The sequence below is a fragment of the Nocardia niigatensis NBRC 100131 genome (assembly GCF_000308655.1).
Lineage (GTDB): Bacteria > Actinomycetota > Actinomycetes > Mycobacteriales > Mycobacteriaceae > Nocardia > Nocardia niigatensis.
In genome coordinates this window covers 298,289-323,394 of the sequence record NZ_BAGC01000071.1, presented here as the reverse complement: position 1 = coordinate 323,394, position 25,106 = coordinate 298,289, and the positions used below count along the sequence as shown (strand labels likewise).

At 68.3% G+C, this 25,106-nt stretch carries 20 protein-coding genes; 9 read left to right on the top strand and 11 right to left on the bottom strand.

Annotation, left to right across the window (positions count from 1 at the left end):
* Nucleotides 1–56: 56 nt before the first annotated feature.
* The 3 genes from recF to dnaA form a co-directional block, all read right to left on the bottom strand.
* Nucleotides 57–1,241 carry a DNA replication/repair protein RecF gene (gene recF, locus ON33_RS30730; RefSeq protein ID WP_040862570.1) on the bottom strand — a complete coding sequence of 395 codons (1,185 nt, stop codon included), beginning with the start codon at nt 1,239–1,241 and terminating at the stop codon, nt 57–59.
* A gap of 163 nt (nt 1,242–1,404) precedes the next feature.
* Nucleotides 1,405–2,574 carry a DNA polymerase III subunit beta gene (gene dnaN, locus ON33_RS30725; protein WP_040862569.1) on the bottom strand — a complete coding sequence of 390 codons (1,170 nt, stop codon included), beginning with the start codon at nt 2,572–2,574 and terminating at the stop codon, nt 1,405–1,407.
* A gap of 771 nt (nt 2,575–3,345) precedes the next feature.
* Nucleotides 3,346–5,310 carry a chromosomal replication initiator protein DnaA gene (gene dnaA / locus ON33_RS30720; protein WP_040862568.1) on the bottom strand — a complete coding sequence of 655 codons (1,965 nt, stop codon included), beginning with the start codon at nt 5,308–5,310 and terminating at the stop codon, nt 3,346–3,348.
* A 536-nt stretch (nt 5,311–5,846) separates the two neighbouring features.
* On the opposite strand from dnaA, the gene rpmH reads away from it, so the two are divergent.
* The 9 genes from rpmH (at nt 5,847) to ON33_RS30685 (ending at nt 12,608) form a co-directional block, all read left to right on the top strand.
* On the top strand, nt 5,847–5,990 hold the full coding sequence (rpmH, locus tag ON33_RS40105) for a 50S ribosomal protein L34 (RefSeq protein WP_033085250.1): 144 nt from the start codon (nt 5,847–5,849) through the stop codon (nt 5,988–5,990).
* Between the two features lie 87 nt (nt 5,991–6,077).
* Nucleotides 6,078–6,449: a ribonuclease P protein component gene (gene rnpA, locus ON33_RS30715; protein WP_040862567.1), complete on the top strand. Its 372-nt coding sequence runs from the start codon at nt 6,078–6,080 to the stop codon at nt 6,447–6,449.
* Nucleotides 6,446–6,766: a membrane protein insertion efficiency factor YidD gene (yidD, locus tag ON33_RS40100; RefSeq protein ID WP_083869404.1), complete on the top strand. Its 321-nt coding sequence runs from the start codon at nt 6,446–6,448 to the stop codon at nt 6,764–6,766. The genes rnpA and yidD overlap by 4 nt, the downstream gene beginning before the upstream one ends.
* A 4-nt stretch (nt 6,767–6,770) precedes the next feature.
* On the top strand, nt 6,771–7,859 hold the full coding sequence (gene yidC, locus ON33_RS30710) for a membrane protein insertase YidC (RefSeq protein WP_040862566.1): 1,089 nt from the start codon (nt 6,771–6,773) through the stop codon (nt 7,857–7,859).
* Between the two features lie 30 nt (nt 7,860–7,889).
* Nucleotides 7,890–8,426: a Jag family protein gene (locus ON33_RS30705; RefSeq protein ID WP_051153144.1), complete on the top strand. Its 537-nt coding sequence runs from the start codon at nt 7,890–7,892 to the stop codon at nt 8,424–8,426.
* A 156-nt stretch (nt 8,427–8,582) separates the two neighbouring features.
* Nucleotides 8,583–9,320, top strand: a complete 738-nt coding sequence (gene rsmG, locus ON33_RS30700) for a 16S rRNA (guanine(527)-N(7))-methyltransferase RsmG (protein ID WP_051153107.1) — start codon at nt 8,583–8,585, stop codon at nt 9,318–9,320.
* Between the two features lie 372 nt (nt 9,321–9,692).
* Nucleotides 9,693–10,661, top strand: coding sequence for a ParA family protein (locus tag ON33_RS30695; RefSeq protein WP_174391588.1), 969 nt, complete (start codon nt 9,693–9,695; stop codon nt 10,659–10,661).
* Between the two features lie 50 nt (nt 10,662–10,711).
* The gene (locus tag ON33_RS30690) at nt 10,712–11,728 is read left to right on the top strand and encodes a ParB/RepB/Spo0J family partition protein (protein WP_040862564.1); all 1,017 of its coding nucleotides are present in this window, start codon (nt 10,712–10,714) and stop codon (nt 11,726–11,728) included.
* Between the two features lie 160 nt (nt 11,729–11,888).
* Nucleotides 11,889–12,608, top strand: coding sequence for a hypothetical protein (locus tag ON33_RS30685; RefSeq protein WP_083869403.1), 720 nt, complete (start codon nt 11,889–11,891; stop codon nt 12,606–12,608).
* A gap of 70 nt (nt 12,609–12,678) precedes the next feature.
* On the opposite strand, the gene ON33_RS30680 is transcribed toward ON33_RS30685, so the two are convergent.
* From ON33_RS30680 to ON33_RS30640, 8 genes are all read right to left on the bottom strand, one after another.
* Nucleotides 12,679–13,875, bottom strand: coding sequence for an N-acetylmuramoyl-L-alanine amidase (locus ON33_RS30680; protein ID WP_040862562.1), 1,197 nt, complete (start codon nt 13,873–13,875; stop codon nt 12,679–12,681).
* 220 nt (nt 13,876–14,095) lie between these two features.
* The gene (gene trxA / locus ON33_RS30675) at nt 14,096–14,434 is read right to left on the bottom strand and encodes a thioredoxin (RefSeq protein WP_040862561.1); all 339 of its coding nucleotides are present in this window, start codon (nt 14,432–14,434) and stop codon (nt 14,096–14,098) included.
* 11 nt (nt 14,435–14,445) lie between these two features.
* Nucleotides 14,446–15,429: a thioredoxin-disulfide reductase gene (gene trxB, locus ON33_RS30670; protein WP_040862560.1), complete on the bottom strand. Its 984-nt coding sequence runs from the start codon at nt 15,427–15,429 to the stop codon at nt 14,446–14,448.
* Nucleotides 15,430–15,669: 240 nt separating this feature from the next.
* A complete protein-coding gene (locus ON33_RS38710; protein WP_051153100.1) occupies nt 15,670–16,575 on the bottom strand; it encodes an RsmA family anti-sigma factor in 906 nt (301 codons plus the stop codon).
* A gap of 122 nt (nt 16,576–16,697) precedes the next feature.
* Entirely contained in the window at nt 16,698–17,285 is a 588-nt protein-coding gene (gene sigM, locus ON33_RS30655) for an RNA polymerase sigma factor SigM (RefSeq protein ID WP_245550851.1), read from the bottom strand.
* Between the two features lie 259 nt (nt 17,286–17,544).
* Complete coding sequence (locus tag ON33_RS30650; RefSeq protein WP_040862558.1) at nt 17,545–21,399, bottom strand: lipid II flippase MurJ; 3,855 nt, start codon at nt 21,397–21,399, stop codon at nt 17,545–17,547.
* Between the two features lie 482 nt (nt 21,400–21,881).
* On the bottom strand, nt 21,882–24,404 hold the full coding sequence (locus tag ON33_RS30645) for a DUF6049 family protein (protein WP_040862557.1): 2,523 nt from the start codon (nt 24,402–24,404) through the stop codon (nt 21,882–21,884).
* Nucleotides 24,401–24,958, bottom strand: coding sequence for an NUDIX hydrolase (locus ON33_RS30640; protein ID WP_083869402.1), 558 nt, complete (start codon nt 24,956–24,958; stop codon nt 24,401–24,403). The genes ON33_RS30645 and ON33_RS30640 overlap by 4 nt, the downstream gene beginning before the upstream one ends.
* Nucleotides 24,959–25,106 lie beyond the last annotated feature (148 nt).

The window sequence follows — 25,106 nt, the reverse complement described above, 5'->3', positions numbered from 1 at the left end:
CCACGACGCGTGCTGCCGCAATCGCGCCGCGACGTCACCGCAACTCCACCGCGATGTCACGTCGACGCCGACTCGGCGATCCGGGACGCCCGATGATCGGCCTCGCCCGTCGTCTCCACCCGCAGCGGCGCCGCATCCAATTCCGGCGGGACGTCCTCCGGCACCGCGGCCGTGATCAACACCTGCTCGGCGCCGGCGGCGACCGCGGCCAGCGCGGTCCGGCGGCGCCGATCCAGTTCGGCGAACACGTCGTCGAGAATCAGCACCGGATCCGTTCCGGCGGAACGCAACAGCTCGAATGCCCCGAGCCGCAACGCCAAGGCGAAGGACCAGGACTCGCCGTGACTCGCGAAACCCTTGGCGGGCGCCGAACCCAGCATCAGCTCCAGATCGTCGCGGTGCGGGCCGACCAGGCACACCCCGCGCTCCAGCTCCTTGGGACGCGCGGCAGTCAGCTCCCGCAGCAGGATCGCCTCCAGCGCCGCCTCGTCCTCGGCCTGGGGAACACGCGCGGGATCCAGGAATTCCGGCGGCAGGCTCGCGCTGCGGTAACCGATTGTGGCGGGCCGGGATTCGGGCGCGATACCTGAATAAGCCTGTGCAAGATGTGGATAAAGGTCGTGCACCAGCCGCAGCCGCTGCGCCAGCAGCACCGCGCCGTGCGCCGCCAGATGGCCGTCCCACACATCGAGGGTGCTCATCTCCGCGCCCCTGGCACCCGAACGGGCATTGCGCCCAGCCGTTTTCAACAGCGCCGACCGCTGCCGCAGCACCTTGTCGTAATCCGCGCGCACCCCGGCCAGCCGCGGCAAGCGGGCGGTGGCCAGTTCGTCCAGGAAACGCCGCCGCTCGCCCGGATCCCCGCGCACCAGCGACAGATCCTCCGGCGCGAACAGCACGGTCTGCAGAATCCCCAGGATCTCCCGTGGCCGGCGCACCGGTGAGCGATTGATCTGGGCCCGATTGGCCGCACCCTGATTCAGCTCCATGTCCACCCGCAACTCACGGCCGGTGTTCACCACCGTCGCGCCGATCCGGGCCTTCTGCGCGCCCAGGCGGATGAGCGGGGCGTCCGCCGCCACCCGGTGTGAACCGAGTGTGGACAGATAGCCGAGCGCCTCGATCAGATTGGTCTTGCCGTTCCCGTTGGAACCCAGGAAAACCGTTCCACCGGGCGAGAGTTCGAGCTCGGCGGCTTCCCAGGACCGGAAATCGCGCAGTGACAGCGCACGCACGTGCATTCGGCTAGTCCACCATGCCCGCGATCGGCTCCACGACCGGCCCCGGCTGGGGATACCCGGACGCACGCGGCGAACCACCCACGCACGCCGAGTTCTGCACAGGTTTGTCAACAGTGTGCACAGGTGGGGCGTCCGTGCCGAGTCGAGGTGGTCGCCGGCCGGCTCAGCCCGGCAACCGCACCGGCATCAGCAGGTAGATATAGCTGCCGCTGAGCGCCGAGAACGCGCCCGACTCCAGCTGGGCGGGCTCCTCCTCCGGCGCCGGCAGGAACACGGCCGGGCGGCTGGGGGTGGTGAAACCGAAGGTCACCCGGTCCGAATGCGAGGCCGACAGGCCGTCGAGCAGGTAGCCGGGGTTGAAGGCGATGGTCAGCGGCTCACCGCGGAACTCGGCCTCCAGCCACTCCTCGGCGCGACCGGCGTCGTCACCACCGGCGGAGAGCAGCAGGCCCTCCTCGGAGAACTCCAGCCGCACCTGGGCGCCGCGCTCGGCCACCAGGGCCACACGCTTGATGGCCTCGGTCAGCGCGTTCACCGCGATGGTCGCCAGGGAGGTGTGCTCCTTGGGGAGCAACTGACGGAACTTGGGGAATTCCGCGTCGAGCAGACGGGTGGTGGTGCGGCGGCCGCCGTTCACGATGCCGAGCAGGCCGTCGGTGCCGGTGCCGAACGCCAGCTGCACCGGCTGATCGGAGGCTCCGAGGGTCTTCGCGGACTCGGACAGGGTGCGGGCCGGGACCAGCACCGCGGTCTCCACGTCGGCGCGACCCGGCTGCCATTCCAGCTCGCGCACGGCGAGCCGGAAGCGGTCGGTCGCGGCCAGGACCACCTTGGGGCCCTCGATCTCGACGCGGATACCGGTGAGCATGGGGAGCGTGTCGTCGCGGCCGGCGGCCACGGCCACCTGCGAGACCGCCTCGGAGAACAGCTCCACCGCGAGCTCACCGGTCTGGGGAGGAAGCTCGGGAAGCTGGGGATAGTCCTCGACCGGCATGGTCGGCAGGGAGAACTTGGCGCTGCCGCAGGCGATCAGCACCCGGGTGCCGTCCACCGACACGTCGACGGGCTTGTTGGAGAGGGCCTTGGTGATATCGGCCAGCAGGCGGCCCGACACCAGCACCTGACCCGGACCGGCGACCTCGGCGGCCACCCGCATCTGCGCGGAGACCTCATAGTCGAAGCCCGACACCGTCAGGCCGTCCTCGTCAGCCACGAGGAGCACGCCGCCGAGCACGGGAACCGGAGGCCGCGACGGCAGGCTACGGGCCACCCAGGCTACGGATTCGGCGAAGTCCTCGCGGGCGACTCGAAACTTCATGCTTGCAAGCTCCATCGCCCGGTCTGTCCTCTCCACTGTCGGTCGTTCGGATCTTCTGATCGGTAATCGGCAGTCTCGCACACGGGGCCGACACCAAACCGTACCCGCGCGGTACCGACGTGCCTACGCCGACCCTCCGGGCCATCCGGCGATCCGTGCGATGAGTACGGATCGGATTCCCTTCTCCTCCTTGCCTCCCGATCGGGTTGGGGAGGGGCTGCCGTCGAACCGTGCGCTCCCAACCCGAGTTTCCACACACCCTGTTTTAGAAGAACCTTCTCTAGATGAAGAACTGAAGTAGTAGTAGGTCCTGTTAGTTCTGTGGACTTCGGCCATTCGCCCAGGTCGGAGGGTGCGGCGGCGTGTGGATGTCGTCGGGGTGGCTCGAGGATGAACAACGCGTGGCTGTGGAGTTGACCCGCTACTCCACATTGCTCCTCGAGCCATCCTCGAGTTGGTCCCCCGTTCCGGGCCATGCTGCCCACATCTGAGCGAAACCGGGGACAACTCGAGGATTCCTCGAGGACCTGACAAGGACTCCTCGAGGAATCCACAACCCTCTCAGCGCATCCGGGCAGGTCAGCCCTCGAGGATGAATTCACCTGTGGGAACTGTGCACGAAAAGTTGTGCACCCCTGTGTATGACGACCTGGGGGTGAACCGGTGCACAACAGTGGGATTCCTCGAGGAGTCCACACGTCTTCCTCGAGGACTCCTCGAGGAATCCACACCCCTGGAAAACAAAGAACCCCACGTCAGACGACGTGGGGTCCTGTGGACTGTGGATCAGCGGGAACGTTGTTTGATTCGGGCTGTGAGTTCTTGAACCTGGTCGTACACCCGGCGCCGCTCGGTCATCTCCTTGCGCACCTTCTTCTCCGCGTACATGACCGTGGTGTGGTCGCGGCCGAAGGCCTGGCCGATCTTGGGCAGGGATAGATCGGTGAGCTCGCGGCACAGATACATGGCGATCTGCCGGGCCTGCGCCAGCGGCCGCGCCTTACCCGGACCGGTCAGCTCCTCCAGCGTGGTGTTGAAGTACTCCGCGGTCACGGCCATGATCGTGGCCGCTGTGATCTCCAGCGTCGCGGTGTCGGGCATCAGATCCCGCAGCACCACCTCGGCCAGCGACAGATCCAGCGGCTGCCCGTTCAGCGACGCGAACGCGGTGACGCGGATCAGCGCGCCCTCCAGCTCCCGGATATTGCGCTCCACCCGGCTGGCGATCAGCTCGAGCACATCGTGCGGCACGTCCAGGCGGTCCATGCGGGCCTTCTTGCGCAGGATCGCGATGCGGGTCTCCAGCTCCGGCGGCTGCACATCGGTGATGAGACCCCACTCGAACCGGGTGCGCAGCCGCTCCTCCAGCGTCGCCAGCTGCTTGGGCGGCCGGTCGGAGGACACCACGATCTGCTTGTTCGCGTTGTGCAGGGTGTTGAAGGTGTGGAAGAACTCCTCCTGGATACCTTCCTTGCCCTCGATGAACTGGATGTCGTCGACCAGCAGGATGTCGGTCTCGCGGTAGCGGCGCTTGAACGCCACCTTCCGGTCGTCACGCAGCGAGTTGATGAAGTCGTTGGTGAATTCCTCGGTGGACACGTACTTCACCCGCATGCCCGGGAACAGCCGCTGCGCGTAGTGGCCGGCCGCGTGGAGCAGGTGTGTTTTGCCCAAACCCGAAGCGCCCCAGACGAACAGCGGGTTGTAGGCGCGTGCCGGCGCCTCCGCGATGGCCACCGCCGCGGCGTGCGCGAAGCGGTTGGAGGCGCCGATGACGAAGGTGTCGAAGGTGTACTTCGCGTTCAGGCTGGCCGAGGACTGCGCGGGCGCGGGCTCGCGTTCGGGCGTCCGGTTGAAATAGGTCGGCCAGGAATTGCGGACATTGACCACCGGCTCGTCGTCGTGCGACTCGTCCACCGGACGGCGTGCGGCCGGTTCATCCGAATACCGCGGCGCGGGCTCGTCCGAATAACGCTGGGGCGCGGGCTCATCCGAGTACCGCTGCGGGGCCGCTTCATCGGAATACCGCTGCGGTTCGTCGGAATACCGCTGCGGAGCGGGCCGGACCGGTTCGTCGTCGGGGTCGGGTGAGAACAGCGACTCCTGCCCGGGCGGCATGGGCGCGCTGCGATGGTTGTCTCGCCGCCGGGGCGCGGTCGGCGGCTCCCCGATCGGCATCGGACGATCCGGCGCAGACATCGGCAACTCTTCGGCCATCGGCGACTGCCCGAATTCCACAGGTGGATAAGCATCGTGGTCGTCGTACTCGGCCGGGTAGTCCTGGGGAGGCAGGTAGCGCGGCGCCGCGTACTCCTGTGGATTCTGATACATCGGCTGTGGACGTTCCGCCATCGGCGGCTCGGGCTGGTATGCGGGCGGGGCCGGCTCGGGTTCGCGCGGGCGTTCGGGCCGGGAGGTCATGCGCGCGTGCCGCGGGGCATTCCCCGAGCGACCGGCGGGCGGATGCTGCTGCGCGCGAATGCGCACACCCAGTCCCTCGACCTGGAGACCGCGGCGGGCCAGAGATCGCAGAATGAGCTCACGCAGGTCGCGCTCGACCGTCACCTGCGCCATCGTGCCCGGCACCGACAACAGCGCGAACCCCTGCGCGAAGGTAATGGGTTCGATAGTGTTGAGCCACGCCTTGTGGGCCTTGCTGACCGGTTGGATCTCCCCATCCGCGGAACCACTCGCCAACTCGGCGATCACCTCCGGCCAGACAGCCGTCAGCACATTCTGCTCGTCGTCCACGAACGCAGTCCTCCCCGGATGTAGGTCGATTGGAGAGCAGACGGTCTCGCTGCTCGGCTCCCCCAGTCACCGGGCGTCGGCGAAGCACCGTCGGCCCTACGAATATGCCACTCCAGGGGTCTTTCCACACAATTATCCACAGATGTGGACAACCTGGGGATACACGCGACCGCGTGTCTGATTCCCCGAATCGGGCGCGTACCTGCGGGTTCACAGCAATCAGCTGGCAAAGTCAACCGCGGTCGCAGCGAAGGACTGGAAAGGACCGTACACGACGCCCACGCCGCGACACGAACGCCCAGGAAACGCCACGCGGAACGATCGATCCAGTGCCGAAATCGGGCGTCTACCCCCGAGTTTGACCCTCGTCCGGGGGGTAAGTACCCTTCTACAGTCACCCTATGGTGCGGTGGCGGCTGTCTGCTGCCCGTGCCGACAAGGGTATTGCGCCGAGGGACTCCGGTCCGTCGAGAGCACCGTTTCACCGACAAGCTTCGGGCGTCACCGGATGCCCACCACCTAGAGGAGTGTTGACCGTGGCCAAGGGCAAGCGGACGTTCCAGCCGAACAACCGTCGTCGGGCGCGCGTTCACGGCTTCCGTCTCCGGATGCGGACCCGTGCGGGCCGCGCCATCGTGTCGGCTCGACGTGGCAAGGGCCGCGCCAAGCTGACCGCCTGATTCGGTAACCCCGGATGCGGCGTCGTATGAGCGACTCGCTGTCCGGTCTCCGGTCCCCCATTCGCCCGCACTCCGCTGGACGCTCAGGTGCTGCCTGAGCCCTACCGGCTGCACCGGCGCATCGACTTTTCCCGGACGGTGCGCCAGGGCCGGCGGATCGGGAGACGGGACCTCGTTGTGCACGTACTGCTACACGACGATCAGTCGAGCGGATCGACCCCGGCCATCCGGGTGGGCGGTCCGCGTTTCGGCTTGATCGTCAGCAAGGCGGTGGGTCCGGCGGTGGTACGCCACCGGGTGGCCCGCCGCCTGCGTCATATCTGCGCAAGCTTGACGGCCGAATTGCCCGGCGGCGCAGACATTGTCATTCGCGCCCTGCCGGGTGCCGCCGACGCGCCCTCGGACGAGCTGCTGCGCCAATTGCACAGTGGTCTGCGCAAGCTCGGCACTCTCTCATGAATGCCTTGCGCGCCGCTGCGCGGCTACCGGCCAAAGCTCTGATATTCCTCATCGAGCTGTATCGGACCTATATCTCCCCCACCCGTATGCCGGTGTGCCGCTTCACCCCCTCGTGCAGTGAGTACGCGGTGACGGCGTTGCGCACCCGCGGACTGTTCGTCGGGCTCGGACTGACGGCCGTCCGATTGGCGAAATGTGCGCCCTGGCACCCTGGTGGGTGGGACCCCGTACCGGAGCGCAAGCACCGGCACGCGGCATCAGCTTACGAAGGATCATCGCCCGCGGTGACCGGCGATACGAACGACGGGAGTGCATAGCGCCGTGCTCGACTTCATCTATTACCCGGTGTCGGCCATTCTGTGGTTCTGGCACCAGGCATTCGGGTATGTGCTGGGCAAGAACAGCGGATTCGCCTGGGCACTGGCCGTGGTGTTCCTGGTGTTCACACTGCGGCTCGTGCTCTACAAGCCGTTCGTGAAGCAGGTGCGCACCACCCGGCAGATGCAGGAGCTGCAGCCCCAGATCAAGGAACTGCAGAAGAAGTACAAGAACGACCGTCAGGAGATGACGGTCCAGATGCAGAAGCTGCAGAAGGAACACGGCTTCAACCCGCTCATGGGCTGTCTGCCGGTGCTGCTGCAGGTTCCGGTGTTCCTGGGTCTGTTCCACGTGCTGCGGTCGTTCAACCGGACCGGTCACGGGATCGGGCAGCTGGGCATGTCGCCCTACGACAATGCTCACACCCCGAACTACATCTTCTCCGCGGCCGACGTCCAGTCCTTCCTGACCGCGCGGCTCTTCGGCGCTCCCCTCTCGGCGTACATCACCGAGCCTGCCACCGTGCTGCAGTCGTTCGCCGACTACGGCGGCGTGCCGACCAAGCTGGCCATCGCGCTGGTCTCGATTCCGCTCATGGTGATCGCCGGTATCGCGACCCACCTGAACGCGCGCGCGTCGGTCGAGCGGCAGTCTGCGGAGGCCGCGGCCAACCCGCAGGCCGCCATGATGAACAAGCTTGCGCTGTATGTGTTCCCGCTCGGTGTGCTCGTCGGTGGTCCGTTCCTTCCCGTCGCCATCCTGATCTACTGGGTCTCCAACAACATCTGGACCTACGGGCAGCAGCATCTGGTCTTCGGTCGCATCGAGAAGGAAGAAGAAGAGAAGAAGCAGGCCGCCCTGGAGCGCCGCGCGCAGAACGCCCCGAAGCCGGGCGCCAAGCCGGTCGACGTGCGCAAGAAGCAGGCGGCCGCCAAGGTCGAGGACGCTCGGGCCGATGCCGTCGAGGACGCCGTCTCCGACGCGCCGCAGGCGTCCCAGAACGGTGCCAAGCCCGCGCCCGGTGCGAAGCCCACCACCGGTAAGAAGCGGTCGGGTAATCGTGGTCGCGCCAATCAGAAGCGGCGTCGCTGAGACTTGCAACTCCAGATGAAGGAAACAACCATGACTGTTGAAACCGACGGAGGAAATCCCACTGTGACGGCAGCGACTGCGGCACCGGACGCCGCGACCGACGCCGAGGAAGCGCTCATCGAAGAGGGTGAGATCGCCGGCGATTACCTCGAGCAGCTGCTGGATGTGCTCGACTTCGACGGCGATATCGACCTCGATGTCGAGGGCGACCGCGCCGTCGTGAGCATCGACGGCGGCAAGGATCTGGCGAAGCTGGTGGGCCGTCGCGGTGAAGTGCTGGACGCGCTCCAGGAGCTGACCCGGCTGGCCGTGCAGCAGGCGACCGGCGTCCGCAGTCGGCTCATGCTGGATGTCGCGGGCTGGCGCGCCAATCGTCGTTCGGAGCTGAGCGCGCTCGGCGCCGAGGCCGCCAAGCGCGTGCTGGAGACCGGCGAGCGTGAAGCCCTCTCCCCCATGACCCCGTTCGAGCGCAAGATCGTCCACGATGCCGTGGCCGCCCTCGACGGTGTGGTGAGCGAGAGCGAGGGCGTGGAGCCGAACCGCCGCGTGGTGGTGCTCCCCGCCTGACACGCGGACACGTGCGGTAGGGCCCCCGGGTTGTGAAAACCCGGGGGCCCTACGCTTATCTGAAGTCGTCCCCCGTCGCAATTCGCCACCGTGCGAGGGGGTTCGGGGGCAAGATCCCCGAGAGTCCCGCAGGGTTGGGCAAGTTCGTTCGGAAGGATGTTTCACGTGGAACCTGACACCGAGATGACCGCTCCGGGTCCGGTCGATCCCCCGGCCGCAGCCGCGGTCGTTTTCGGCGATCGGCTCGACAAGGCTCGCCTCTACTACACCGCCCTCGCCACCGCGGGCGTGGAGCGCGGACTGATCGGTCCGCGTGAGGTTCCCCGGTTGTGGGATCGCCATATTCTCAACTGCGCGGTGATCGGTGACCTGATCCCCCACGGGGTGCGCGTGGTCGACATCGGCAGCGGCGCGGGCCTGCCCGGCATCCCGCTCGCCATTGCCCGGCCCGATCTTCGAATCACCTTGGTGGAGCCGCTGCTTCGCCGGACGGTCTTCCTGGCCGAGTTCGTGGCCGAGGCCGGACTCGACAATGTCCTCATCGTGCGCGGCCGGGCCGAGCAGGCGGGCGTGAAGAAGGAGGCGGGCGGCGCGGATATCGTCACCTCCCGCGCGGTCGCTCCCCTGGCGAAGCTGGCGGGGTGGTCCATGCCGCTGGTTCATGAACACGGACGGATGCTGGCGCTCAAGGGAATCAGCGCCGCGGAGGAACTCGAGCGCGATCGCGACGATCTGACCAAGGCGGGCGCGGGGCATGCCGAGGTACTGGAATGTGGTGTGGGAGTGCTCGAGACGCCCACCTATGTCATCAGTGCCGAGCGGCTGGCGCGCGCCGAGCGCCGTGCGGAGCGCAAGGGTGGGGGTCGGGGGACCAGCCGCCCGAAGCGTCACTGACGAAGCTCCGCTGGATGGGGCGAAGCTCGGGCGCACACCGGGACTCGCGATGTTTCATGTGAAACATGAAGCCGGTTGCGATCTTTGAGCGCCTTCATGGGTGAGTTTTCGCGACTTAGAGGTGTGTCGTGGTGCGAAGCTGTCCGTTCAACTTCCGTATTGTGTCCTCTACTGGCAAGCTAATGAACGTCGAGCGTGAACGACTTCCAGCCGATTCGAGCCAGCCCCGGTGACAACGCAGCGTCGCGGCCGTTGCTGCCAGGTGCGCGAAATTCTGCTCGGCCATGTGTCTTTGAGTTCTTCGGGTTAGGAGCCTGTATGTCCAACGGTCCGGCGAATGTTTCACGGGAAACAACGTCCCGGGTTCCCGGCATGCTCGATAACGGTCCCTTCGATGCCGACGAGTTCAGCCGTACCCCGTTCGGGAACATCTCCGCTGACACCCCGATTGCCGCGGAAGCGCAGCGCGCGAGCCAGGTGCTGTCGGGCACGAACGCCCACATTCCGCGTCCCAAGGAACAGCGCGTCATTACCATCGCCAACCAGAAGGGCGGCGTGGGCAAGACCACCACCGCCGTGAATCTGGCTGCCGCGCTCGCCATTCAGGGCATGCGTGTGCTCGTCATCGATCTCGACCCGCAGGGCAATGCCAGCACCGCGCTCGGCATTCCGCATCAGTCGGGCACCCCGTCCAGCTACGAACTCCTCATCGGCGAATGCTCCATCAGCGACGCCATCCAGCAGAGCCCGCACAATGAGCGCCTGCTGTGCATCCCCGCCACCATCGACCTCGCCGGCGCGGAGATCGAGCTCGTTTCCATGGTCGCTCGCGAGGGTCGCCTCAAGGCCGCCATCCAGGAGGCCAACCTCGCCGGGTACGACATCGACTACGTGATGATCGACTGCCCGCCGTCGCTGGGTCTGCTCACCGTCAATGCGATGGTTGCCGCCAAGGAAGTGCTGATCCCCATCCAGTGCGAGTACTACGCACTCGAGGGCGTGGGTCAGTTGCTCCGCAATATCGGTCTGGTGCAGGCGCACCTGAATCCCGGATTGCATGTCTCCACCGTGGTTCTCACCATGTACGACGGCCGCACCAAGCTCGCGGATCAGGTGGCGGAGGAGGTGCGCTCGCACTTCGGCGACGCGGTGCTGCGCGCGGTCATCCCCCGCAGCGTGAAGGTGTCGGAGGCTCCCGGCTACGGCATGACCGTCCTCGATTACGATCCGGGCTCGCGGGGTGCGATGAGCTACCTCGATGCCGGACGTGAGATCGCGTCGCGGAACTCGGCGCGCCAGACCGCGTCGGCGCCCGTTGCGGACGCACAATCCGGTGTGTAGTGAATCTCGGCGGCGGTGAACGGTGAACAACGGAAGGGGTCGGTAGGCCGATGAGTCAGGCTAAGAAGGGTGGACTGGGGCGCGGCCTCGCGGCACTGATCCCGACCGGCCCGGCGACCACGCCCGGCGGGCTCGGCAGTGCCGCCGCCAATGTTGTCATCGGCCTCGATCCGGCCGGTCCGCAGCCGGCGGCGGCGCACCTGCATCGGGTGCCCGATCCGGTCGAGGGGGCCACCGACGGGAATGGCGCGGGCGCAGTCTATCGGGAGATCCCGCCGGATCAGATCGAGCCGAATCCCAAGCAGCCGCGCTCCGTCTTCGAAGAGGAGGCGCTGGCCGAACTGGTGCACTCCATCAAGGAATTCGGTCTGATGCAGCCCATCGTGGTGCGTCAGGTCGAGTCCGCACCACTCCCCCGCTATCAGCTCATCATGGGCGAGCGGCGGTGGCGGGCGAGTCAGGAGGCGGGTCTGCCCGCCATCCCGGCCATCGTGCGTGAGACCGCGGACGACTCCATGCTGCGCGACGCGTTGCTGGAGAACATCCATCGGGTGCAGCTGAATCCGCTCGAGGAGGCGGCCGCCTACCAGCAGCTGCTGGAGGAGTTCGGCGTCACCCACGAGGAACTCGCGTCGCGGATCGGCCGTTCGCGTCCGGTCGTCACGAATATGATTCGGCTGCTGAAGCTTCCGATTCCGGTGCAGCGCCGGGTGGCGGCCGGCGTGCTGTCGGCGGGGCATGCCCGTGCTGTGCTGGCGTTGGAGGCGGGGGCAGACGCGCAGGAGGCGTTGGCCGCGCGGATTGTGGCGGAGGGCATGTCGGTCCGGGCGACCGAGGAAGCCGTCACCCTGGCGAACCGGGATCCGGAGGCGGTCACTCCCCAGGCGCCCAAGCGCAAGCCGATTCAGATGCCCGGTCTGCAGGATGTGGCGGAGCGGTTGTCGGAGTCCTTCGATACTCGCGTGACGGTGAGTCTCGGTAAGCGCAAGGGCAAGATCACTGTCGAGTTCGGCTCCATCGATGATCTGGAGCGAATCGTCAGTCTCATGGAGCAGTCGAAGCCCTAGAGTGGGTCCATCCCGGGGGTCACAGTGGAAACGTCACTGTGACGTTCGGGTCTATGACCCTGGAGAGGCGTAAAGCGTTGATCGCTTATTCTTGCTGGCGAGCACTGTGTGATGCGGCGTGAGTGTGGATGAATCAGACAGCTGGAGGCTGAGCAGAGCGGTGTCGACCAGCGTGACCGCACTTACCCTCGGCGGACTCGACAAACTTCCGGTACATGCGCGGCAATGCGTGTTCTGGGAGATCGACCCGGCCGTGGCGGCGGATTCCCATAGCTTCAGCGACCCGACCTTCGAGAAGGAGGCCTGGCTCTCGACCGTCATGTTGCAGTGGGGGTCGTGTGGACAGGTCGCTCTGGTGGAGGACCGGTCGGCCGGTTGCGCGCTCTACGCACCGCCGAGCGCGGTGCCGCGTGCCGGTCTCTTCCCGACTTCCCCGGTGAGCCCGGACGCGGTGCTGCTGACCACGCTGAGCGCCGAAATGCCGTTCCGGGACACCGACATAGGTCTACAGCTCATCCAGGCCGTGGTGGCCGATCTGGTTCGCCGCGGTGTGCGGGCGATCGAGGCATTCGGCATTCGCCGGGATCCGCCGACCACCTCCATGCCATCCACGGGTTCCATGACGCTGCGCGAGCGGATCGGCACGCCGCAGCGCTCCCCTGGCTCGGCGCCGTCCGGGTGCTCACCGGAGCGGTGCATGATCGAGGCCGACTTCCTGGAGGACGTCGGTTTCAAGGTGGTCGCCTCGCATCACCGATTCCCGCGTCTGCGCCTGGAATTGGATCACGAGCACCTGTGGAAGGAAGACGTCGAGCGTGCGCTCGATCAACTGCTCGCGGCGGCCGAGTTGACCATGCCCACCCGCATCGCCACGCGGTAGGCAGGCCACTCCCCCAACGAAAAACCCCTCCAGCCCGAAAGGGTTGGAGGGGTTTGTTTCATGTGAAACATCAGAGCCGGTCCGCGGCCGCCAGTTCCTCGGCGAGTAGTTCGGCGAATGTGTATGTCCCCGTGGGCTGGTCGTCCTGACCCAGCAGGTACAGCCGCTTCACGGAGATCAGGATGGCCTCGGCGATCACGTCGCGCATGCGCGGGTTGGTCAGCACCGACGAGTCGTATTCACTGGTCAGGTAACCGATGTCGACCTGGACGGTCGGCATCTTGGTGAGCCGCAGCAGATCCCAGGTGCGGGCGTGGGTCCGGCAGTCCTGCAACGAGGTTCGCGCCACGATCTCGCGCTGGATGAACCCGGCCAGCACCTGCCCGATCATGGACGTGGAGCCGTGTGAGTTGCCGAAGTGGAAGCTGGCCACGCCGCTGGCGGAACCGCTGTCATTGCTGGCGCAGCGCAGCGAGATCATCAGGTCGGCATCGAAGGTGTTGGAGGTCTCGGCCCGCTCGGCGTCGGAGGGGTTGGCCCCCCACGGCCGGGACAGGAAGGTCTCCATACCCGTTGCGGCCATGCGTCCTTCGAGCCGGCTGGCCAGATCCCAGAGGATCTCCGACTCGTAGACGTCACCGAATTCGGTCGGCACGGGCGAGCCCTTGTCCGGTCCGCCCAGACCCGGGTCGATGACGATGCGCTTACCGGTGAGCTGCGGCCCGGCCCGGTGCACCACCTCTTCCTCGGCGATGCGGTGCGGGTTGCCGCCGGTGACGCGGGCGCCCAGCAGATCCAGCGAGCGTAGGGTGTCCGGACCGCAGATGCCGTCCGAGGAGAGCCCGATCTCGCGCTGGAACGAGGTGAGCGCGTCGTGAGTGTGCGGGCCGAAATAGCCGTCCACCCGGTGCACATAGAAGCCCAGATCCTGCAGTCGCCGTTGCAGAGTGGCGACATCGTCGCCATACAGCGGCGCGGACAACTGGTAGATGAGAGTGCGCGCGCCGAGGCGGTAGGACGCCTCCTTCAGCGCGCGGTACGTCGCCGGACCAACCACGCCGTCGACCAGGAGTCCGCGGTGCTGCTGGAAGGCACGCACTGCGGAGTCGAGATCATGGTCGAAGGTCGCGTCGGCGTCCTTCCAGTACTCCCCGATCGGACCCGAGGGGTCGCTGTTGGGGCGGGAATGCAGGAACCCGAGGCTTGCCAGAGTGCTCCGAACCTCTGCTACGGCTGGTCCTGTATCGCCGTGACGAAGTCGGTGCATGCGTGAGAGCCCTTTCCTTCCGCCAACCCGGGTACCCATTCATGCGGCGGTTCATACCTACGCACGACCGGAGCGTCGAACGATTGTTTCAGACCCGGACCGAATTTCGGCAACTGTCGAGTGCAGGCATCCTAACCCTGGCGCCCGCGCGAGGGGCCGAAGGAGGCAGCATGCGTGAGAACGAAGACCCCCGGCGGCGCCGAAATTCTATCCAGCCTTGTTAAAGAACTTCTTCCAGTTCGCGCAAGAGGGCGGCTTTGCCCTTTGCACCGACGATCCGCTTGGTTTCCTTGCCCCCCTGGAACAGGACCATGGTCGGCAAGGACAGGATCCCGTAGTGCTTGGCGGACTCCGGGTTGTTGTCGGCGTCGAGCTTGGCGATGGTGATCTTGTCCGCGTTGGCGGCGGCGATCTCCTCCAGCACGGGAGCGACCATCTTGCACGGGCCGCACCAGGCCGCCCAGAAGTCCACCAGCACGGGCTTCTCGCTGAGCAGGACCTCGTCGGCGAAGGTGGCGTCGGTCACCGTCTTGGTGGCACTGGTCTTGGCGTCGGGCATTGCCTAGCTCCTTAGTTGTTCACTTCCACCGGCTGACCGGCGTGATCGAGGGTGTTGGTGGTGATGTCACCCTGTTCGGCGAGCCAGCGCTCGGCGTCGATGGCCGCGCGGCAGCCGGTACCGGCGGCGGTGATGGCCTGCCGGTAGGTGTGGTCGACCAGGTCGCCGGCGGCGAAGACGCCCGGCAGCGAGGTGTGGGTGCCCTGGCCCTGGACCAGCACGTAGCCCTCGTCGTCCAGATCGACCTGGCCGCGCACCAGTTCGCTGCGCGGGTCGTGGCCGATGGCGACGAACAGGCCGGTGGCGGCGAACTCGGAGGTCTCGCCGGTGCGGGTGTCGCGCAGGGTCAGGCTGGTGACGCTGGTATCACCGTGCACCGCAACGACTTCCGAGTTCAGGATGAAGCGGATCTTGTCGTTGCTCTTGGCGCGTTCCAGCATGATCCGGGACGCGCGGAACTCCTCGCGGCGGTGGATGATGGTCACCGAGCTGGCGAACTTGGTGAGGAAGGTCGCCTCCTCCATGGCCGAGTCGCCGCCGCCGACCACCACAATGTCCTGGCCCTTGAAGAAGAAGCCGTCACAGGTGGCGCAGGCGCTGACGCCGCGGCCGAGCAGCTCCTGCTCGCCGGGGACGTTCAGGTAGCGCGCCGCGGAGCCCATGGCGAGGATCACAGCGTAGGCCTGGTGGACCTCGCCGCCGACGGTCACCTTCTTGATGGGACCGGTCAGGTCGAGGGCGTCGACGTCCTCGGTGCGGATGTCGGTGCCGAAGCGCTTGGCCTGCTCCCGCATCTCCTCCATGAGGTCGGGGCCCATGATGCCCTCGCGGAAGCCGGGGAAGTTCTCGACCTCGGTCGTGGTCATGAGCGCGCCGCCGAACTGGGTGCCCTCGAAGAGCAGCGGTTCCAGTTCCGCCCGGGCGGCGTACACCGCGGCGGTGTAGCCGGCCGGACCGGAACCGACGATGATCAGGTCGCGAACAGGCGTGCTCAAGGTGGCCCTCCGAAGCTGTTGTGCAGAATCTCGATCGCTCGAACGTGAGCGTGTCGGTCAACAACAGCCTAATCGGTGTTGTTCCCGTTCCTATTTGCCCTCCGCTTCGCTCCGGGGCGGTTCGCGGCCCTGCAAGCTCGATTCTTCCCTCCTCCGCTCCTCCGCTTCGCTCCCCCGCTGCGTCGGTCCAGAATCGAACCGGGCCGCCAAACACAGGCCGATCTCCAGGATCGTTGGGCGCTAGCCGATGTCGGCACGTGCGAGGACCTGAGGATTGCCCGGGCCGCAGGCTGTTCCGAAGACGGCGGCGGTGATCTGCGGGGGTTTGGGGCCGGCCAGCAGGACCAGGACGCCGGGTGTACCGGAGAACACGACGCTGCGGGAGCCGAGCACCTGGCGGTCCAGCCCGGTCGCCTGCAGGCACGCGGCGAGGGCGTTGCCGGCCGCCAGGGGGCCGGTGATGTCGTGGCGGCCCATGGCGGTGAGGACGGCCGCGGGGGCCAGGCCGGGGTCCAGATTGGCGTCGGCGGCCGGTTGGGCGGCCGGGGCGACCGTGTGGGTGCTGACGGCGTCCACGGCCACCACGGCGCCCGCGATCGCCGCCGCGGCCGCGGCGGCGACGGTGAGCCAGCGCAGGCGGCGGGAGGGTGTCTCGAGCGGGATGGGCTCGCCGGGGTCGGTGTCGTCCTCGGGCACGGCCGGGGTTTCGGGATCCTCGAGTTCGCGGGGGTCGAGCCGGCCGGTGTCGAAGATGGACCCGTCGAGCGCCGGCATGGGCGTGGTGGACGGCGGGGCGGAGCGGGTGACGGGTGGCGGCGCGACGGGTAGCCGGGTCACGGTGGCCTTCCGGCCGGCCGGGGCCGGGCCGGCGGCCGGGTTCTGACCGCCGGTGGCGAGGTCTTCGATCATGCGTTCCAGTCGGGCGGTCACCTCGGCGGGCATGGGGTGGGCGATGTGTTCGTCGCGGCCGAGTTCGTGCAGGCGATCGTCGACGCGGTCGAGTGAGTTGAGATAGCGCATGGCCTCGGGGTCGCGCCGGACCGCGGGCCAGAGCCGCTCGGATTGTTCCGGCGGCAGACTGCCGCCGTGCAGATCGGCGAGCAGCTCGGTGGAGAAGGGCGGCGTGGGTACCGCGGTACCCGCCATTGCTCCTCCGGTGTCCTCCATTGCCCCTCCAGGGCCTCGAGTAGGAATCGCAGACCTGTCTTTGTATCCGACGCAGCGGAACCGTTCAAGGTTCCCCCAATAGTGCGGTGTTCGAGCGAAATTCAGGTGTTCATCGGATGTCCGGTGTTCGCGGCGCGGAAGTGGGCTTCGAGCCGCCGCCGCCCCCGCGCGCACCGGCTCTTGACGGTGCCCTCCGGAATGCCCAGTAGCGCAGCGGCATCCGCGATGGAGTAGCCCTCGAGCTCGATGGCGACCAGGGCGGTGCGCTGGTCGGCGGGCAGCGTGAACAGTGCCGCGTCGACCAGCAGGCTCGCTTCCAGGGCCGCGAAATCGTCTCGTGGGCAGCGTGGTTCGTCGGCGGCGTCCTCGGACAGGGGTTCGGTGCGGCGCAGCTTGTTGCGGCGGATGCGGTCCAGGCAGGCATTGACCACGATGCGGTGCAGCCAGCTGCGTACCTCGGCGTCGCCGCGGAAGGCGCCGGCGGCGCGGTGCGCGGAGAGCAGGGCGTCCTGGAGTGAGTCGGCGGCGTCCTCGGGACCGTAGGAGGCGCGTAGCGCGGTCTGCCAGAGGTGGTCGCGGTGGCGGCGGAGCAGTTCGGCGAAGGCGTAGGGCGCCCCTCCGGCGTGGGCGGCGAGCAGGTCGCGATCGCTGACCTGCGGTGCTTCCACGAGTTCGTTCGCTGACGACAATGCTTCCCCTCAGACCGGTGGGCGCGGCCTGTTCACGGGCCGGGCGTCACCGAGATGTGCGGCTGTCATCCGGGACCGTAGAGGCCGGCGCCCGGGAGCTCCCCTTGCCGAGAGTATGCAAGATCATATCGAAGATAACGATTCGGTAGCACCGGATCGCGCGAAATAAGCCCTGGTAGGCGCGCTGTCCGGGCGAATCGGACGGATGATGACCGTCGGAATGTGACGCGGGCGAGAACGGTGATGAAGCGGGCGAGAACTACGGTGCGGCTTCGAACCGGATCTCGGCGATGGAGGACTGGAACTGGCCGCCGTTGTTGGCCAGCTGGGTGATCCACACCAGCACGTAGCGGGCCGGCTGGTCGGCGCGCACCGGGATCTCGGTGGTGCCGTCGCCGAGCACCGCCGACCCGATCAGCTGGGTCTGATCCAGGGTCGGCGAGGCGGTCGGGGAGGTGCGGATCTCGACCTGCGTTCCGGGCGCGGGCGATTCGATGATCACCTTGGTCAGCTTGCTGGGGCTGCCCAGGGTGGTCAGCACGCCCACGCCCTTCTTCAGGGCCGGGAACTGCTGGAAGTAGGCGTCGGTGCGCCAGGTGGTGGCCGGGTTGTTGTCCAGCACGGCACCGATGCTTCCCACATTGTCCGGGGTGCCCTCCGGGGAGAACACCGTGGCGCCGGTGACCGGCACCGGCACGCCGCCGGTGGCCGGGGCGCTCGCCGGCACCTGGGACGCGCCGGGACTGGGCGGCGGCGTCGCCGAGGTGGTGAGGCCGATATTGCGCTGTTCGTTGAGCGGCGCGTTGGAGGAGCCGGGCGCGAAGACGCTGAGCAGCCACCAGATGATGACGCCGACCACCAGCGCGGCGAGCACGCCCAGACCGACCAGGATCCACATCATCCGCTGCGAGCGTTCCTTCTCGGCGGCGAGCAGTTCCGGATCGGCGAGGGTCTCGTCGGGGGCGCTGGGCGGCTTCTGGCCCAGGCGCAGCACGGGGATGAAGTCGGTCTTCTGGTCGACCACCGACGCCTGCTCCAGCACGTGCTGGACGGTGGCGGCGGTGCGCACGCCCTTGTTGGACTCCAGCGACCGCACCGCGACCGCGGAGATCTCGAAGGGCACCTCGGGCCGGATGGTTCTGGGCTCGACGGGCGTTCCGTCCGGGCCGAAGTCGGCCAGCGGCAGACCGCCGACAGTGGCCGCGCTGCCCGAGATGCCGCCGACGCGGATCGGCCAGTGCGCGGTCATCAGGGCGTAGAGCATGGCGCCGAGGCCCCGGACGTCGGACTGGGCGTCCGAGTCGGACAGGGTGCCGGGGAAGGCCAGCACCGCGTCGCCGGCGGCACTGATGCGCACTCGGTCCGGATGGTCGATGGACAGCGAACCGCCACCGCGGTGCGCCATTTCGGCCGCGGCCGCCAGCGCTCGCACGGCACGCGCGGCGCCGATCGGCGAGGGCACGGTCTCGGCCATCTCCTTGAGCGAGCGTCCGGGCGTCCACTCGGCCACCACGATGCCGCCGGAGGAGCCGCGCACCACGTCCAGCACGCGGGCCAGGCCGGGCGAGTTGATCCGGCCCAGGCGCAGCGTGCGGGACAGAATGGCCTGCGGCCCATCGTGTCCGGAGTTGTCGGTGGCCTGCTGGTCGGCGTCGACGAAGGTGAGCGCGACCTCGCGGTCCAGCTTCACGTCGAGGGCCTGCCAGAACTTGAGTCCGCGTGCGCCGCCGTGCCCGGCCAGCAGCCGGTACCGACCGCCCGCCACGGACGCGCCGGGCGTCAGCTTGGGGCCGCGCTGGATGCGCTTGGTCGGCGACTCCACCCGCATGGGCGGCATCTGCGGCGAGATGGCCTCGTACACACCGGTTTCGGGACCGGAGTGGTCCGCTTCCTCCGGTAGGTGGTCCGGCTCCTCGTGGTCGCCGTTCCCGCCGGAGCGGGCCGCGGATTCCGCCCCGCCGCCGCGTGCCGCGGATTCGGCTCGGCCACCGGGCTTTCCGCCGGCCTCACCGGAGGGAGGGGTGTCCGTGGAGAGACCGCCGCCCGCGGCCGTTGCGGATTCGGCGGCCGGGACACCGCCCGCCGCGTCGTCGCTCACCCTCGTTCCTCCTTCGCCCTGGTATGTCGAAGACCGATGTATCGGAGACGCTGCGCCGGCATCCGACGTGCGGAAGCCGCCGTCCGGTGTCCGTGCACCGTCCGGCTTGCCGCGAGAGCTGTCCGCGGGCATGCCGGTCTGGGCAGTTGCGCTTGCCTGCCGAACAGGGTACGGGAACTCGGTCTTTTCGGTGAGTTCAACCGCATCGGGCCGGATGACGGGCAGCACCATGGTCTGCGCGTCGAGGTACGGGTCGAAGCGGTAGTAGTACGGTGCGGCGCGCAGGTCCGGTTTGGGCAGCAGCGTGGTCTCGTGGATGTCCTCGAGCGGGGTGCCGTCGAGGTCGAGATCCGGTGCGGGCGGCGTGATGCCGAGGCGCCGCGAGACGGCGACGGTGATGGCCACGATCTCGGGGATGCCGAGCAGGCGCATCAGGCCGAAGGCCACGCCGAACATGACGAGGGCGGTGAGGCCGACCCGCACCAGCGAGCCGATGCCGCCGAAGCTGTCCGAAAGCCGGTGCAGGCCCAGCACCTTGTCCACGATGAGCAGGACCGCGCCACCGGCCAGCGAGGCCAGCACCACGCGGGTGATGGTCTGGCCGACATTCGCCATGCGCAGATCGCCGAGGCTGCGGTGCAGCAGCCAGCCGCCGATGATCGCGCCGGTGACGAAGCCGAGGCCGCGGGCCACACCGAGTGCGATGACCACGTGGTCCGCGGAGACGAGGACGGGCGCGAGCGCGGACAGGGTGATCTGCACGCTGGTGATGCCGAGAATGATCCAGGTGGGTGTCCACGCCTGTTCACGCGCGTAGAACACGCGCAGGTGAATCAGCACCAGCGCGTACGGAATCAGGTTGAACGCCGACCAGGACACCGCCTCGCCGAGTCGCGCGGCGTCGCCGCCGAAGCGGCCGTACCCGTAGATCGCCTCGCCGATCTGTGGTCCGGCGAAGGTGAGGAACGTGACGATGGGGACCAGGGCGATCATGGTCAGCCGGGTTGCCGCGCCCAGATCGTCCACCACCGCCGGAGTGTCGTCGGCGGCCGCGTTGCGGCTCAGCCGCGGCATGATCGCGGTCAGCAGCGTCACGCCGAGCACACCCCATGGCAGCTGCAACAGCAGCCAGGCGTTCTGGTAGATGGTCGGACCCGCGACATCGGCGTGCGAGGAGACTCGCAGCGTGAAACTGAAACCGATCTGGCTGATCAGGACATAGAGGATGATGGCCGCGGCCATCCCGCCGAACTGCTTGAGGCGGGCATCCATCCCCCACAGCGGCCGTAGATCGATGCCCTCCCGGCGAATCGCGGGCAGCAGCGCCGCTACCTGGACCGCCACGCCGAGCGTGGTGCCGATACCGAGGAGCAGCAGCTTCGGTTCGCCCATTCGAACCGGATCCAGAGTGATCTCACCCGGGGTCACCGCATACAGGCTCAGAACCACCAGAGCGACGCAGTTGTTGAGGACGGGCGCCCAGGCGCCGGGCTTGAACACCTGATGGGTGTTCAGAATCGCCATGAGCAGCGCGGACATTCCGTACAGCAGCACCGCGGGGACCAGCATGAAGGTCAGCGCGGTGGTGAGCCCGGAATTGACCTTGCTGTCGGTGGAGAGGAAGACGTGCTTGGTCAGGACCGGCGTGAGGATCAACGCGAGTACCGTGCCGGTGCCGAGGACGGTCAGCGCCGTGGTGAACAGGCGGCGAACGAAGGCCGCGCCGCCGTCCGCGTCCTCACGCTCGGCACGGACCAGGGTCGGAACCACGATCGCGGTCAGCACCGCGCCGAGCAGCAGCTCCGAGATCATGTTCGGGATGGAGCTGCCGATCGTGAAGGCACTGGCGATGGCGGGGCCGAGCACGGTCAGCAGTAGCGCCTGTTTGGCGAAACCGGTGATGCGGCTGATCAGGGTCGCGATGGCCAGGGATCCGGTGTCCCGGACCAGTTTGGCGTTGGAGTTGTCCGCCTTCTCCTCCACCTGTGCGGCGGAGACGGTCGCGGTGCGCGGCATCGAACGTTGCGGTCCGGTGGCGGGTGCGTGGCGTTGTGGTCCGGTCGCCGGGGCCTGGCGTTGCGGCCCGCCCGGGCGCGGGTTCGACATCGGGGGTGTCTGGTAACGCTGCGGGCCGGGGCCCGGCTGCCGATTGCCCTCGGTGCCGGGGTGTCCCCAGTGGTAGCGCTCTTCGGCCGGGGCGCGACCGTCCTGCGCGGGGTCCGGCCGGCCCTGCTCGGAGCGGGGCCGGTGCATGATGGGCCCGGATTCGCCGGGCGGCGGCTGCCGCCGTGGACCGGCGGGCTGACCCGGATAGGGCTGACCCGGAAAACCTTGGGGATTGCCGGGAACCGCGCGCTGCTGTCCGGAGGCGGGACCCTGGGGTCCGCGCGGGCCGGGGCGGGGCGCGCCGCGTTCCCACGGCGCGGACGGCGTGCGCCGCGGCGGCGGCCCGTCGGGTCCCTCGGGTCGGCCGGATGAGCGCGGCCCGCCGTACTCGCTCACCGTGCCTCCTGTCGTTTCTTGTCCCGCTTACCCGCGTGCCCCGCACTGTCGTCCCCGCCTCGGGGTTCGGGTTCGAACCCTTCGTCGGCCGGGTCGGACTGGCCGCGGAAGCGGTGCCAGAGCCGACGGCCGACCAGCAGGAGCAGCAGCGCACAGGCGCACGCCGTAATTATTGCCAACACTTGACCGTAGGCGTTGGAGCGCACGGATACCGATACCGCATTGCCGAGCGCCACACCGTCGGATGTGGTAAGCGCGATGGGGATGACCAGGTTTCGGCTGTCGGATACCTCGGTGGGGATCTGGAAGGAGCGATTCCCCTTGGCGGGCAGCTGCTGCTCGCCGATATCGGTGATGTTCGTCTCGGCCGGCGCATCGATCTTGAAGCGCACCCGGATGGCCACCGGCAGGTCGTTGCGGGCGACCAGCAGCAGTGGACTCTGCTCGGAGGCGAGGGTGTAGACGCCGCCGGGCGGCAGCACCGTCACCGAGCCGTAGAGGTTGTCCATGGTCTTCGTGGTCTGGTCGAGGCGGCGCTGGGCGTTGATGTCCGCGGCGGCGGCTCCGGCTCGGCGGTCGGACAGTGACAGCACCCGGATCAGGTCGTCGCGCAGCGGGGTGAGGAAGGCGCGTGGGCTGAGTTCCTGCTGCGGCACGTCCACCAGCGCGCTCATCAGCTCGGTGATGCGCTGGGCCTGCTGGTGTACGGGTTCGGCGAAGTGCGCGGGCACCGCGTCGTCGGCCGCCTCGCTCGGGTAGTCGAGTTGGTAGGGCTGCGGATCCGGCTGCTGCGCAAGCAGATCGGTGAAGGGCCGCAGCGTGGCGAGGCCGTTCTTCACCAGCAGGTCCAGTTGTCCGAGCACGGCGGAGGCTTCGTCCCGATTGGCGCCCCACTGTTGGGGCGGCATCAGCAGCGCCGAGCGCGGCCGGCCGGGTTCGGGGTTGAGCGCGGTCCACGCGATGGCCCCGAGCGCGTCCTGCAGGCGTGCTGCCCGTGAGTCGTTGGTGACGTCGTAGCGGACCTTGTCGGGCGTGAAGGGCGGGGTGGGCGGATTGGATCCGATGGCGGCCAGGGCGGTCGCGGCCCAGATGTCGAAGGTGGCGGCGTGCAGCGCGGTGGGCGCGGCGGGCGGGTTCGCGCCCGCGGCGGCCGGCAGCGCGATGTCGGCGAGGTTGACCATGTCGGGGGTGCCGGGTTCGGGGGCGCCGCCGCCGGGCGGGGTCTTGGCGGCGGTGAAGTTGGCTCGGTTGTCACCGGTGGTCACGGTGTTGTCGGCGAGCACGGTGGTGGTGAAGCCGTGGTGCGCGAACAGGGTGGCGCCGTCGGTGTCCACGGCGCCGGCGTCCGGAATGGCCACGCCGCGCACGGATTTCACCGAGAGCAGGGAGTCGATGAGGTCGGCGGGCGCGTTGAGCGCGCGGTCGGCGAGCGTGACGTCCCCGGCGGCGGCCAGCGCGGCCGGGTCGACCTGTGCGAACGGCAGTGCCACCACGCACATTCCGGGTGCGAGCGCGCGCAGCCGTTCCAGCCAGGCTTTGGCGGCGTGGCCGCCGGCGCCGGAGCGGGTGGGCCCGTCGGGGTCGGAGGGACTGGCCAGCACCCGGTAATCCCTGGTCATGTCGGACACGGTGAGCAGCAGGTCCGGGTCGACGGCGAGGCAGAGCGCGTTGATGAGGGTGCGGTCGCGTCCGCTGTCGGGTTTGACCACGCTCTCCAGCGCGGACAGCAGCTGGTCGAGGCGTCCGCCCTGGGCCAGGGAGGCGGCCAGGTCGTCGTCGGTGAGCAGCGCCTGCCCGTCGGGGGCGCCGGGCCGTCCGGCGACCAGGCGGGGCCGGTCGGCCAGCGGCCACAGCATGGTGGTGGCGACCGGTGGGGAATCGACGGCGGGCGGCGGGGCGGGCTGTGCGAGCGCGCGTTTGGGGTCGGTGCCGGGCACGCCGAGGACGGGCAGCAGGAAGCGGGCGTCGTCGAGGCGGGCCTGTCCGCCGTACGCGGGCTGGCCGTTCACATTGAGCAGCAGCGGGTAGACGCCGGGCGCGGCGATGTCGAGGGACGAGATGCCGCTGGGCAGATCGGTTCCCGAGCGCAGCGCCACGGTGAGGCTGAACTGCTTGCGCTGTCCAGGGGTCAATTGTTCCGAGACGTCCTGGAATTCGCCGTTGATGTCGTAGTTGATCTGGTCCAGCCGCAGGGTGGAGCGCAGCCCGCTGGGGCTGCTGACCGCCGCGCCGCGCTGGATGCGGATGCTGACGTCGTCCACGGGCCGGTCGCCGATATTGGTGACGGTGCCCGAGACCACGAAGTAGGGGTCGCTGGTGGCGGTGATGGAGTTGGGAGTCACCGAATCCAGGGACAGCTTCAGGAATTTCGGTCCGCTGGGCTGTCCGCTGCCGCTGCCGGTGGGTTCGGCGGCGGCAATGGGTGTGCCGATTCCGGGTCCGATTCCCAGCGTCGTGAGCACCGCCAGCATTACCGCGACGAGTGAAAGCAGCGTGCGCTGCGATCCCGCGCGCGTCATTGTCTGCCGTTCTCCATCCGGTCGATCAGCCGGTTGGCGACCTCGGCCAGCCTGCGCTCGTCAGCGTAGGCGAGCCGGGAGTCTAGTTCGCTCAAGGGAACCCAGGCCACCTTGGTGACCTCGACGTCGGCATCGGAGAGCTCACCGCCGAGTGAGCGCATCAGGTAGTGGTGCACGGTCTTGTGTACCCGCCGGCCCTCGGTGACGAACCAGTAATCGATGCTGCCGAGTTCGGCGACCACGGTGCCGTGGATGCCGGTCTCCTCCTGCACCTCGCGAATGGCGGCCTGTTCGGCGGTTTCGCCCTCTTCGATGTGGCCCTTGGGCAGCGACCAGAGCAGTCGCCCGCGCCGGTCGGTGCGTCCGATGAGGGCGGCGCAGCGTTTTTCGCTGGGGCCGTCGAGTCCGTCGACCACGAGTCCGCCCGCGGAGGTTTCGCGGACCGTGCGCATGCGGGGCTTGGCCGCACCGGTGGATTTCGCCGCATTACCGGCCGAACCACCACGCCGCCGGGGTTGGCGGCGTCGACTGTTCGCGCGATCGGCCGGGGACACTGCGTCAGTCTATAGGGGACGGCGCTGCTGCCCGCCCCAGCGCGGTTGCTCCTATATATACAGAGCTCCCATAGCTGGTAGGCGCCGGTCGTGGCGCGGCACGCCGCGTGCTCGGCGGGGGTGGCCGGGCACTTTTCGGGGATCGCGA

What these genes read in the sequence shown, in the direction of transcription:
- recF (WP_040862570.1), bottom strand. Translation starts at nt 1,241, where the DNA reads ATGCACGTGCGTGCGCTGTCACTGCGCGATTTCCGGTCCTGGGAAGCC.
- dnaN (WP_040862569.1), bottom strand. Translation starts at nt 2,574, where the DNA reads ATGGAGCTTGCAAGCATGAAGTTTCGAGTCGCCCGCGAGGACTTCGCC.
- yidD (WP_083869404.1), top strand. Translation starts at nt 6,446, where the DNA reads ATGAATGCCTTGCGCGCCGCTGCGCGGCTACCGGCCAAAGCTCTGATA.
- ON33_RS30705 (WP_051153144.1), top strand. Translation starts at nt 7,890, where the DNA reads ATGACTGTTGAAACCGACGGAGGAAATCCCACTGTGACGGCAGCGACT.
- rsmG (WP_051153107.1), top strand. Translation starts at nt 8,583, where the DNA reads ATGTTTCACGTGGAACCTGACACCGAGATGACCGCTCCGGGTCCGGTC.
- ON33_RS30695 (WP_174391588.1), top strand. Translation starts at nt 9,693, where the DNA reads ATGCTCGATAACGGTCCCTTCGATGCCGACGAGTTCAGCCGTACCCCG.
- ON33_RS30690 (WP_040862564.1), top strand. Translation starts at nt 10,712, where the DNA reads ATGAGTCAGGCTAAGAAGGGTGGACTGGGGCGCGGCCTCGCGGCACTG.
- ON33_RS30680 (WP_040862562.1), bottom strand. Translation starts at nt 13,875, where the DNA reads ATGCACCGACTTCGTCACGGCGATACAGGACCAGCCGTAGCAGAGGTT.
- trxA (WP_040862561.1), bottom strand. Translation starts at nt 14,434, where the DNA reads ATGCCCGACGCCAAGACCAGTGCCACCAAGACGGTGACCGACGCCACC.
- ON33_RS38710 (WP_051153100.1), bottom strand. Translation starts at nt 16,575, where the DNA reads ATGGCGGGTACCGCGGTACCCACGCCGCCCTTCTCCACCGAGCTGCTC.
- ON33_RS30650 (WP_040862558.1), bottom strand. Translation starts at nt 21,399, where the DNA reads ATGCCGCGCACCGCGACCGTCTCCGCCGCACAGGTGGAGGAGAAGGCG.
- ON33_RS30645 (WP_040862557.1), bottom strand. Translation starts at nt 24,404, where the DNA reads ATGACGCGCGCGGGATCGCAGCGCACGCTGCTTTCACTCGTCGCGGTA.